The sequence below is a fragment of the Mucilaginibacter sp. McL0603 genome, from assembly GCF_049992945.1.
Lineage (GTDB): Bacteria > Bacteroidota > Bacteroidia > Sphingobacteriales > Sphingobacteriaceae > Mucilaginibacter.
On the sequence record NZ_CP188251.1, the window covers coordinates 5581941 to 5594471 of the forward strand.

The window sequence follows — 12531 nt, forward strand, 5'->3', positions numbered from 1 at the left end:
TTACATAAGGCTGTAACCTTAGCAGTGAAGAAGTAGTCAGAGGTTGTATATAATGCAAAGCAAGCTTTCAGATATAGAATTGATAGAACAAAGCCTGGCCGGGAACCAGGCAGCTTACGCCGACCTTATAAGACGGCACCAGCGTTTTGTTTTTACGCTTGCCATGCGTTTTAGTAAAAACCGTGAGGATGCCGAGGAAATAGCACAGGATTGTTTTATTAAAGCTTACCGCTCATTGTCAAACTTTCAACGGCAATCCAAATTCAGCACCTGGTTGTATAGTATTGTTTATACAACAGCGATGACTTTTTTGCGGAAGAAAAGGGTTGACACCGACTCGATAGATGATGAGAACACTTATATTCAATTGGAGAACCATTCATCTGGTTTTGACAGTAATTCAGTTGAAAATAAATCGAGGTCATATTACCTGAACCAGGCGATAACACAATTACTGCCTGATGATGCGGCGATCATCACCTTGTTTTATATGGGCGAACAATCGCTGGAGGAGATAGGTAATACATTGGGTATCGAGCCAAACACAGTTAAAGTAAAACTATTCAGGGCGCGCCAACGTTTGAAAGAGAAGCTGGAGCGCAATTTAAAGCACGAGGTGAAAGAACTGATATGAATACGATGGAGGAAAAACTTTGGAACTATATTGATGGCACTTGCTCTGAGGAGGAAAAGAAAGCCATTAATATATTAATTGCGCAGGACGAAGTTTACCGGCGCAAATACGAAGAGCTGCTGGCCCTTAACCAGGAGTTCTCAAAAATGGAGCTGGATGAACCGCCAATGGCCTTCACTTATAATGTTATGGAAGCCATACGTGCAGAGCACGCACAACAACCCCTTAAAGCAGGGATAGACAAGCGTATTATTAAAGGCATCTCAGGGTTTTTTATTGTAAGCATTCTCTTACTAGTGATTTATGCACTGTCAACACTGCACCTAACGCCTGTCAATATTTCAGGACATCTGCCTGATAGTCTGAAACTTCCTGACATAAAAAATTATTTGAATAAACCGGTATTAGAAGGATTCCTGTTTTTTGATGTGGTATTGGGGCTGTTTCTATTTGATGCTTATTTACGTAAACGCGGTATGTCAAAACACGTATAATTTAGATTGAAAGTGTATGGCAAATGGAACACTCTGTAAAGAAAATAACACACCTCTTTTGATGCCCGGCATTCTCAATTAGTCAATTAACGTGCATACAATAAAAATGAAATTAACTTACAATTATGGTATAGTAATTGCGTTATAATAATTGAACTGGCAATCTTGCCGGTTTAATTGTGATAAGGTTTAGGTTGAAAGCCCCCAAACTGCAAGAGTGAGGGGGCTTTTATTTTGCCTCTATTTTAATATAGAACAATGAACTTTGACTTCGAATATTAAGTATACTTTTATCACTTCGACATTTAAAATTCTGTATTCGATGTTCGTTATTGCTGATCTTATCCACCCGACTCCTGAGCTTGCTTTTTCATTTTATTATTAGCCACAATAACAATCTCAACCCGGCGGTTTTGCGCGCGACCAGCTTCGGTACTATTATCAGCTATAGGTTCAGTTGCTGCTTTCCCATCAATTCTCATTCGTGAGCCTTCAATGCCATCATTTAACAGGTAATTTTTTACAGAAGAAGCCCTGTGTACTGACAGATCTATATTATCTTGCTGCGTTCCGGCATTATCGGTATGCCCGATGATCAATATATTAGTTTCAGCATTTTTTTGTAGTGATGAAGCTAAGTTTTTCAGGTTGGTTTCAGCATCCTGTTTAATATCCGCTTTACCCGCATCGAACAATATGCCCGAATCAAATTTTACTATAATGCCCTCACCCTCGCGGATAACCGTGGCACCGGGGACAGTTTGTTGTATCTCTGCCGCCTGCATATCCATATTACGGCCTATAAAAGCTCCGGCTGTACCGCCAACCGCTCCACCAATAATGGCTCCCATGGCTGTATTTCCTGCCGTTTTACCAATAAAAGCGCCAACAATGCCCCCGGTTCCGGCACCGATTGAAGCGCCTTGCTGAGTTTTGTCGAATGTATGGCAACCTATACTTAAGCCACTTGATGAAGCAACTATCAAACTATAAAGAAATATTTTAATTCTCAAATTCCTCATTCTCACATTTATATACATAGTAGTGGGCAAAGCCGATGCCATAGGAGGGTTTTAAAATAACTACCGCATATTTTTCTTATAGCTAGATTTTAGATTACATGGTGGTAATTTTTTTAATTTTAAAGATAATTTTCATCGCGATTAAATAATTACCGGCCTCTTTAAAGGACGGGACAAAGACAACAAAAAAGCCCCTATAAACAGGGGCCTTTCTTTTCAGAAGTATTTGACAATCAATTATCAGTCGCTCCGGGTATACTTGCAACACGATATCCGGTACCATTAGCATCCTGATACTCTTCATAAAAAACATTATCCGGCGAAACATAGAATTTCTTGTTGTTCAAAGTAACTTTACGGCAATCAGCGGGTAATTGGTCTACCACATCGCCTACTTTTATTTTTAATTCAGGTGCGGTAGCTGTTGTAGTTGTGGTTTGATTATTATTAGGTACATTATTATCCATGATCGGATCGTCATTGTCTGACATAGGCTGATCATTAACATTGCCTCCACTACCTGTATTCAACACTCCATCTTTACCAACTACGATATATACAGTCCGTCCATTGCCGTCAACACTTGCCTGGTAATAAACACCGTTCAATTCATAATACTCTGCACCATCAATCATGATCGCTTGTGCACCCGAAGGAAGGGAAGGAACTGCTGCACCAATCGGCGGAACAACTACTTCATACCCGCCATTGTACGGCCTATAAAAAGCACCGCTGTAATAATAGTACTGCAATGAGTTATAATAAAATGGATAGTATCCATAAGGCAGTACACCTAAATAAAATCCTATGTGCGGATATCCCCATCCAAAGCCAAACCTGAACCCGGATCCGTAACCGTGATATCCATAATATCTGCCACCGCGATAGTAACCACCATGATAACCGCCATAGTACCGTCCGCCACGATAATAACCTCCGCGATTACCGTAGGCACCGCGGTAACCATAGGCACCATGCGCAACTACGCCGCCTCTTACAGAGCCACGATAAGCATAGGCGCCTCGTCCACCTACTGCCCCATGAAAAGCACCTCCATTATGCACGCCTGCATTCCCATGAAAACTATTGCCGCCGCTATGAAAACTACTTCCGCCGTGACCCCCACCACCGTGGAAACTTCCACCGCCACCACCATGGGAACCCCCACCGTGAAACCCACCGCCGCCATGAGAACCACCACCACCGCCGTGTCCACCGCCACCACGATGCTGTGCATCAGCACTTGTAATTAATGCAACAGTCAGCATCCCTGTGAATGCTATTGCCGATATGTATTTAAACCACTTTTTCATAATCAAAGTTCTTTATCTAAATGTCTTTTGTTATTCGACTAAAGTCATTGCCAAAGGTTTATTTAACTCAAGTCGATTTTCTATTTAAAGCCAGATCATAAGTAAAAAACAGGCCATTAACGACGAAAGGCCCGATATACCGGGCCTTTTTTTATTCATCTTAATAATCTTTATCAGTTTTGTTTTTCGTCATCTGCCGGAATGCTTACGATACGGTAACCTTTAAAGTTATGCTGATCTGTAAAGTCTTCATAGTAGATACCGTCAGGCGATACATAATATTTTTTACCGTTCAGATTTACTTTCCGACAGCCATCTGGCAGTTGATTCAGGATATCGCCAACTTGCGGAGCCGGTGGGTTATTATTATCAGATGCTTCGCCATTTGTATTCAGCACACCATCTTTACCTGCTATCACATAGTTGGTTTTGCCTTTGTCATCAACATTTGCCTGGTAATACACCCCATTAAACTCGTAGTATTGCTGACCATCGATCACAATAGATGAAGCACCTTTTGGCAATGCTGGCACAACAGCACCAACGGGAGGAACAGTTACTTCGTATCCGCCGCCATCATAAGGCCTGTAAAAAACACCTCCATAATAATAATACAGATCGGAGCCATAATAAAACGGGAAGAAACCATAAGGCAAAAATCCGATACGATATCCTAAGCTGGGATAACCATAATAGCCAAAGCCATATCCGCCATGAAACCCAATGCCGATACCACTATGGAAGCCGATACCATGACCGAAACCACCACCGATACGTACTCCGCCACCGCCGTGAAACCCACGCTGAGCGTTAGCAGTAGAAACAAATGCGATTGAAAGCAATCCGGCCAGCGCAAATCCGGAGGCATATTTATATAACCTTTTCATAATTTTTATAAAAACTTAATTTTCTATTTTAAAGTATAATTTAGATCGAAATCCGCTACAAAGTTTAACGCAACGATCAATTCTAATGCTATTCTAATCTCTCCTATTTTAAAGAGAGATTTCGAGTTGATTACTGCATTAATACGTTTAAAATTATTCCAATAAAATACAATTATGATGGTTGTATCGATTTTTTACGATTTCAGGACATTCGGATAACTAAAAAGCCCCGGAAATACTTCCGGGGCCTTTTAATCCTACTTTTTCAGTTCAGTTACTGAAAATGTTTAGTGTAAATTTCCTTTTCCATCAGATGTGTAAGCGCCCATGTCGGCATTATATGCAGTGTTTCCATGTCCTATAGCTGGTGAACCTGCCTGTAAATGAAAATCATTGCTATTAGGAGCGCCATTTGGATTCAAAAATGAACCATCAAAGCTTTTAAACATCGGGTCACCTGTTGAAGTACCTGTTGAAATGATATCGGTAGATTGAACAACACCAAGGGCTCCGGCTGGATAATAATCTTCTCTTAAACTAACTGTTATTGCTGTGCCCGGAGGAGTCATAGTTAAAGGTGTGTTATCAACAAAAAAGTCAGCTGTTGAATAGAATAAATTAGAACCGTAATTAACGTTGTTAGCGCCGTCACTCTGAAATATTTCCAGACCATGGTAGCAGTTGACTATGATATTGTTATAAACATTGCCTTTTGCACTCAGCCCGAGTGAAACTCCACTGCCTGGTGCGGCAGCACCTCTTCTCCATCCACATGCTACAATGGTATTATTATAGACGTCAACATTTGTTAAGTCTGCGGTAAGCACCGCGTCTGTTTCTAATTTTATACCTGTACCAGCCTGACTAAATATTACATTATAAGCTACTTTACCTGTAGAACCAGTTTTAATATCAATCGCCTCGCCATCATTACTGCCCCCCGATTGAATAGTATTTCTTAAAATGGTTATTTTCGCGCCGCCAAACAAAGCCAAACCGTCATTCCGACCGTTTTCAACCCAGCTATCTTCAATATCTACGGTTATAGGTCTGTCAACGACAAGTGTTTTTCTTGCGCTACCTGTATTGTCGGCGCCGCCTGTATTTAATATTTTGGTCCATTTAATTGTTACCTCTTGTGCACTGTCGCAAGCAAAACCACCCCAGGTACCAGGGTTATTCGAGTCAGAATTGAAACTTACCGGACTTGCTTGTGTACCCAAAGACTGAAATACCCCCTGTATTTTGAACTGTGAATTATTTTTTACAATGATAATAGCACCTGGCTGGGCTAATAACGTATCGCCTTTGTTGACATTTATGTCAGCGGTTACGGTATAAGTGGAGCCGGTTAATAGTGTTCCTTTTATAGAACCACTGATGTTGCCCGCAGCAATTGGATGTGAAGGCTGGATCACCGGTTTTATACTCGTTGTGCCTCCCTTTTTTGAACAGGAAGACATGGAAGCCACTAAAGCGACAGCGGCTAGCCAAAAAGAAATTTGCTTGGTTTTCATATTTATAATTTGTTAATTACTATTAATAATTGCTGCGTACACCCAAGTTTAATAGTAGCACGGGGATAGGCCCGCGGTTTGCTTATACGTAGTTCGCCCTCTCAGTGTTGCATTTTGGGCAAAAACTATCGGTGGTGGAAGAATAAAAAATAGTTAATTATTTATCAGTTTTACTGCTCGCCATCTGCCGGTATGCTGACAATGCGGTAACCTTTAAAATTATGCTGATCTGTAAAGTCTTCATATAAATACCATCAGGCGATACATAATATTTTTTACCGTTCAGGTTCACTTTACGGCAGCCATCAGGCAGCTGATTCAGTATACCAACAACCTGGAGGGCAGGAAAGTATAAATCAGATCAAAATCTGCTGTAAAGTTTAATGCATATGATCAATTCTAATGTGGCCCTTTTTAAAGAGATATTCCACGCTGGTTACGCATTTATGCTTTTAAAAGTATTTCAATAAGTTTAATTATGGTGGTTGTATCGGATTTTTTTAATTTCACGACATTCGGATAAACTAAAAGGCCCCGGAAGTTTTCCAGGGCCTTTTAATCCAACTTTTTCAATTCTACTTTTTCAGTTCCGTTTCGTACAGAACTTTCCCGGTGTAATTAATTGCCTTTACATTTATTCGGGTGCTATCTATCGAAAAATACATAAAGCCATGTTCAGAAGCCTGGAAACGGCTGTATGGTATGCCTTCTGTAACTTTTGTCAACTCTGATCCCGCTCCTGAAATAAACTGATGAGTAAACCCTTCAGGTTTTAAGTGCTGCAACGAGTGTTCGTGACCGGATAAATAAATGTCTACCTTATGATCTTCGAAGGTTTTAGCCAGTGCTTTTCGCATGGTCAGCGTATCATAATTAGTAATACGCGGCCCAACAGTATAATAAGGATGGTGACCGACCACAATCTTCCACTTTACATCTGCCGAAGCCTTTTCGAGCGTCTCGTTTAACCATTTCATTTCGGTTTCTACGTAGTCCGCTTTGTTCTCGTGCAAAAATGGGTCAGTATCCATCATCACAAAAAGCACCTTATCCTTTACATTTTCCTTTTCGGCGCCTTTTATTTCTTTATCTTTTTTCAGCGTGACTTCTTTTGTATAATACCTGGCCGGCATATCCCAACGACGACTGATCTTACTATATCTTACCTGCGCATCTACATCTGTATGATAGTCATGATTACCTAAAACCGGGTACCAATCACACTGCAGCGCATGAGCGGTATAGATATTTTCAAATGAATAATGAAACAAAGGGTCATTCTCACTCACCACACCTGAAGGATAAAAGTTATCCCCGCATGAGATCACAAAATTATTCGGATGATCAGTACCCCATTGCCCCATTTGTTTGGCCACTTCCAGCTGGTCGTATTCACCATTTCTGCCCCAGTCGCCCAATGCCATAAAATGCAGGGGGAACTCATCCTTTATTGCAGGCAGCATGGTCAGGTCTTCACTTTCCAGGTGCGTTACCCGGGGCGCTGCCAAGGCCCCTATTGAAGGTATCAATGTAGCGCTGACAGCAGTCAGAGCGGTAGTTCGTACAAAATCTCTGCGTTTCATATTAATATTAGTTTAAACGGTATACCAATAGCTTAAAACTATCCGGTATCTGGGTCTTCGTTCCTTTCTGGAAATCTACAACCGGGAAATAAAGCTTATGTGTTGAAAAATCCAAAGCCATAGTTTTAGCGCGATTCTGTGTAGTTATTGTTTGTACAAGGCTATAATTATCCGCCGTATTTTGTTTAAAGACAGTAGCCGTGCCATCACCATTAGAAGCGATAACCAATTTGTTCGCTGCATCATAGATCACCGCATCCACACCGGCGCCGATTGGCAATGTTTGTACCACCTTCCCGGTAGTAATGTCAATCACGCTCATGCCTTTATTTTCGCGGCAAACGGTAAACAGGCGCTGATTATCTTTGTCGATAGCCAAACCTGTAGGGCCACCGCAAGGATTTAGCGGATAGTTTTTTATCACCTTCATTGCTTTAGCATCGATCACATTCAGGCTGCTTTTATCTTCCAGGTTATTGTAGATCAACCCATTCCCGTCAGACACTGCAAATTCAGGAGCGCCACCCAGTTCTATAGTGCTAATTTGTTTTAACTCCTGCGGGTCAACAACCATCGCAGCGTGGTCATCACCACCAAAAACAAATATTTTTTTTGAATACGGGTCATAAATAATACCATCAGCATCTTTCCCGGTTATGGGAATTACTTTGATAGTTTTGAATGTTTTAGTATCGAACGCAACAACGGCGCTTCCTTTTCCATCGCTGATAAAGCCCCTGTTCAATTCATTTACTACGGCTATACCATGAACCCCCTTCATGTTTTCGATAACAGCTACCTGTTTTTCAGTTTGCAGGTCGACCACGTTCACAGCAGTACCATGCGAAGCATATAAAACATGATTTGCCTGGTCAATAAAGGCATAATCATAACCGCCATTACCGGTAAGCTGGATAGTTTTATCGGCCACATAGTTTGGATTTTGAGCCATTGCACACAAAGGAAGCAGGGCGAAAGAGATTAATTTAAGTGTGTTTTTTAAAGTTTTCATTGGATTAATTTTTTTAATGAGCAACGCTAAATTGCATTCAAATACTGAAAACATTTAGTGTTTGTTTCCTTTACCATCAGTTGTATAAGCCCCCATATCCTGGTTACCCAGTTCAGGATGCTTAGTATCAAAACTTGGATTACCTGCACCAAAAGCAGGTGATCCTGTCTTCAAATGAAAATCATTAGTATTTGGATATCCATTAGGAGCGGCTACTGTGCCGTCGAATTTTACGAACAATGGGTCAAGATTACCGACTTTAGTCGAGATCAGGTCAGTAGGCTGCGGAGTTCCTGAAGCTCCTGCCGGATAAAAATTGGCTCTTAAGTTAATTTGAATAGTTGGATCAACAAGATCGGTAAATGAATCAACTGTAGCATAAAATAAATTATTACCATATGTAGTGTGTACTACATCGGCATCATTAAATATCTCTAAACCATGATAACAGTTTACATAAATATTATTATATATATGCCCTATTGCATTTACCCCTACAGATGTTCCACGCCCTGGCTCGGCAGAACCTCTTCTCCAGCCAACGGCAACTACCGTATTGTTATAAACATCAACTTCTGTTTGAGGAAAAGGAATATTTTTATTAGTTTCAAGTTTTATCCCGCTGCCAGCCTGGCTGAATATTACATTATATGCAACTACACCTGTTGTACCAGATTTTAAGTTGATCCCTTCGCCATCGGTACTTCCTGATGAACTAATGGTATTACGGAGAATGGTTACTTTAGCACCGAACAAGCCCATCAAATCATCCTGGCCGTTTGTAAACCATGAATCTTCAATATCAACGGGAACTCCAACTGTGTTAACAACAATTGTTCTCCTCGCGCTTCCTGAAGCGTCCGGGCCTCCGGTATTGTCAACATGAGTCCATTTAATAATAATCGCCTGTGCACTATCAGCCTGAAAACCGCCCCATGTACCGGGCTTATTTGCGTCTGAGTTAAAAAACACAGGACTGTCCTGTGTCCCCAGTAAATTCAAAACACCCTGAATATTAAACTGAGCATTATTTTTTACCACAATTATGGCTCCTGGCTGTGCCGATAAGGTGTCACCTTTTTTTATTGTAATGTCTCCTGTTACCGAATACGTTTGCCCCGTTAATAACGTGCCTTTTACAAACCCACTGATGTTACCTGGCGCAATAGGGCTTGATGTGGGTATTTTGATTTTGGTGAACGTATTTACTTCTGCTTTTTTACATGAAGAAGTAACAGCGATAGATAATATGCTTGTTAGTATTATATATATGTGTTTTGTTTTCATCTTAATAATTTTTGAATTATAACGAATACCGTAAACCTAAATTAAAACTCACATTATAGAGGTCTTTTGACTGTATCAAGTTGTCAATTTTAACGGTGGTGGGCGTATTTAAAATATTATTAACCTTTGCAGTAAGTGTAAAATGCCGGCTTACCTGCTTCTCTCCTGATAATGCTAAAAAGGATTGTGGCTGTGTATAATAATCGTAGCCGTATCCGTTGTAAATGAACGGAATGGTTTTGCTGGTATAAGTGTACGCTAACTGTATAAATTCCTTATGCTTATCGTTTTTATATAATAATGATAAGTTTATCACATTGCCTGTTTGCCCCTGCAATGGCCTGTCTTGAGGCTTTAAAATACTAGTATCTTTCCCTTGAGCGGTTTTAGTGTTATATACTTTAGGAGATTTTATATTTGAATAGGTATAGGTATAATTACCTGATATTCCTAAATTACCAAAATACCTGCTGTACACAACTTCAGCACCTGCAACTTTAGCAGTACCAAAATTTTGCGGTTGTGTTGATGCCTGCCCTCCCTGGTCAAGACCTTGCAATGCAAATTCTATAGGATTTTTGATATTCTTATAAAAAGCCCCTAAAAAAAACTGTTCTTCGTTCTTTGGAAAAAGCTCATATCGTAAATCATAGTTATCCGCTTCAGAATGTTTTATAAAAGGGTTACCGTTAATATCAGTAGCTTCTCCAAATGTTGCCGTAGGAACCAGTTCAAATAAAGCGGGCCGTGAAATTGACTTGAAATAAGAAGCTCTGAAATTAGATAGATCATTTAACTTGTATTTCAACTGCAAACTTGGTAATAAGTCTGTGTAGGTTTTTCTTTCGCTACTTAAGACGGTTAGCACTACAGGATTAGTATCATAACCTTGTTTGGTTCCTTCTACGCGCACGCCGCCTATAACATCCAACTTATTTAATGTTAGTTTAAACTGTCCATAGCCAGCGGTGATATCTTCAAATGCTGTATAATTGGAAACATCACTTTGCAAACTCCCGGTGACATTATAAACTATCCAATTGGCACTATAAATATCGGTAAACGGGCTTTTAACACCATTAGCCTCAGGCGCCGGCTTTAATTCATATTGATTTTGTTTATTGAAACGCGTGCTGTGGCGATATAATCCACCTGCTTTCAATTGAAGTGAGTTATTATTCCCTCCCAAATCTGTAGTATAACTTAAGCTTCCCGTAGCGCTCAGATCTTTATTGCCATTTTTAGACCATATCCTGGATATTGCATCAAAATAGTTTGGCGTACTTGTAAAATCAGGATTGATCAGGTGATTTAATGTCAGATCAGCCCTGTCTGGCGAATTGGCTGTAGCATTCGAGTAGATTCCAGCCCAGTCAAATTGAAAATGTTTAGCAATGATATGTTTGCCACTAAGTTTTAAATTTTCAACATACTGATTTTGGATATAAGAACGGTTATCATTATATACCGTACCCGTGCCCGGACCAACGCGACCGCCATTACCCCCTATAATTGAAGTATCTATACTTAACCGGGCCTGGGCAATATATGTATAGAGGAAAACATTATCCAGCGATATTTTATTCTTATCGTCGAACTTATAGTCTAAATGTCCTGATAACCCATTGTTTAATTGTTGTGTTGAATACGTTCTGTTTGCTACATCAGAGATAATCGGCCTATTATTGTTTTGGGGATCGAGTATGGCAATATTAAACTCAGAATTTGTACCATAATATTGATTCTGATAGCTGTCAGATACAATAAAGCCTAACTTGTTATTAAAAAATCTTCGTCCATAAGTAAAACTTGCCAACGAAGTTGGAGGCGCCGTCGTTTTAGTAAAATCAAGGTTGGGCCTTGAAAAATAACCAGGCGGAGCTAAATATCCACTTCCAAATCTATCAATCGGGCTTTTTCTTTGAACAGCTCCTTCGTCAAAGCTATCATATTTACGATTAAAAAATATAGCACTGTAACCTAATGAAACATCTGCTTTAAAGTATTCATGGTCCGGGGCATCTTTGAAAACCAGGTTAACGGTACCACCGATTGCATCACCCTCCATTTCGGGTGTAAGCGTTTTACTAACCTCAATACGATCTAATAGATCAGATGGTACTATAGTCAATGAAACAAACCTTGAAACAGGGTCGGGGCTCGTTACTTTTACACCATTAATAAGGGAATTATTATAACGTGGTTCTAATCCCCGGATAATTGCATATGCTTCGTCCGATCCGCTGTTACGTTGCAGGGTTACAGCAGAAACTCTTGTAATTGCTGTTGCCGCATTAAGGTCGGGTGAACGCTCCATTGCTCTTGCCGAAAGGACATTTGTAATGTTATTAGCATTTTTTTCGGATTGCCTTGAAGAAGATTCATTACTTTCATTCAGTTTGCCGTACACATTTACTGTGTTAAGATCCTTTTTGTGTTCGGCTAATGGGATATTTAAAATAATTACTTGTCCGGCAGCAATATTTATCTCTTTTTCAAATTCCTCGAAACCAATATATTTAACTTTGATTTTGTATTCTCCGGGGCTAAGCTTATCGAATTCAAAATTTCCGAACGCATCTGTAACTGCCCCCTTGTTTAAATTGTCAAAATGGATGTAAGCTCCGGGCAATGGTTCATTGCTTGTGCCATCTGTTATCCTACCTTTCAGTATTGCATTCTGAGCTGATGCAAGCGAAGCAAATAAGAAAAAAACAATAATTAGGTAAAGTCTGCTGATCATAAACTTTCAATTTTTCAGCAAAACATCGGCTCAATCCTG

General features: G+C 40.1%; 10 protein-coding genes. 2 read left to right on the plus strand and 8 right to left on the minus strand.

What is annotated here, in order from left to right:
* Window positions 1-52 precede the first annotated feature (52 nt).
* Both ACPPVU_RS25555 and ACPPVU_RS25560 read left to right on the plus strand, forming a co-directional pair.
* Window positions 53-634 (plus strand): RNA polymerase sigma factor, encoded by a 582-nt coding sequence (locus tag ACPPVU_RS25555; RefSeq protein WP_426669569.1) that lies wholly within the window; start codon window positions 53-55, stop codon window positions 632-634.
* Window positions 631-1128 (plus strand): anti-sigma factor family protein, encoded by a 498-nt coding sequence (locus tag ACPPVU_RS25560; RefSeq protein WP_426669570.1) that lies wholly within the window; start codon window positions 631-633, stop codon window positions 1126-1128. The genes ACPPVU_RS25555 and ACPPVU_RS25560 overlap by 4 nt, the downstream gene beginning before the upstream one ends.
* A 341-nt stretch (window positions 1129-1469) precedes the next feature.
* Here the strand turns inward: ACPPVU_RS25560 and ACPPVU_RS25565 are convergent, their stop codons facing one another.
* From ACPPVU_RS25565 to ACPPVU_RS25600, 8 genes are all read right to left on the minus strand, one after another.
* Window positions 1470-2150 (minus strand): OmpA family protein, encoded by a 681-nt coding sequence (locus ACPPVU_RS25565; protein WP_426669571.1) that lies wholly within the window; start codon window positions 2148-2150, stop codon window positions 1470-1472.
* A 233-nt stretch (window positions 2151-2383) separates the two neighbouring features.
* Entirely contained in the window at window positions 2384-3463 is a 1080-nt protein-coding gene (locus ACPPVU_RS25570; protein WP_426669572.1) for a DUF6515 family protein, read from the minus strand.
* Window positions 3464-3636: 173 nt separating this feature from the next.
* Window positions 3637-4350 carry a DUF6515 family protein gene (locus ACPPVU_RS25575; RefSeq protein ID WP_426669573.1) on the minus strand — a complete coding sequence of 238 codons (714 nt, stop codon included), beginning with the start codon at window positions 4348-4350 and terminating at the stop codon, window positions 3637-3639.
* A 287-nt stretch (window positions 4351-4637) separates the two neighbouring features.
* Entirely contained in the window at window positions 4638-5867 is a 1230-nt protein-coding gene (locus ACPPVU_RS25580) for a right-handed parallel beta-helix repeat-containing protein (protein WP_426669574.1), read from the minus strand.
* 575 nt (window positions 5868-6442) lie between these two features.
* A complete protein-coding gene (locus ACPPVU_RS25585) occupies window positions 6443-7450 on the minus strand; it encodes a metallophosphoesterase (RefSeq protein ID WP_426669575.1) in 1008 nt (335 codons plus the stop codon).
* A gap of 7 nt (window positions 7451-7457) precedes the next feature.
* Window positions 7458-8462, minus strand: coding sequence for a YncE family protein (locus ACPPVU_RS25590; RefSeq protein ID WP_426669576.1), 1005 nt, complete (start codon window positions 8460-8462; stop codon window positions 7458-7460).
* Window positions 8463-8516: 54 nt separating this feature from the next.
* The gene (locus ACPPVU_RS25595) at window positions 8517-9749 is read right to left on the minus strand and encodes a right-handed parallel beta-helix repeat-containing protein (RefSeq protein WP_426669577.1); all 1233 of its coding nucleotides are present in this window, start codon (window positions 9747-9749) and stop codon (window positions 8517-8519) included.
* Between the two features lie 16 nt (window positions 9750-9765).
* Entirely contained in the window at window positions 9766-12492 is a 2727-nt protein-coding gene (locus ACPPVU_RS25600; RefSeq protein WP_426669578.1) for a TonB-dependent receptor domain-containing protein, read from the minus strand.
* Window positions 12493-12531: the final 39 nt, after the last annotated feature.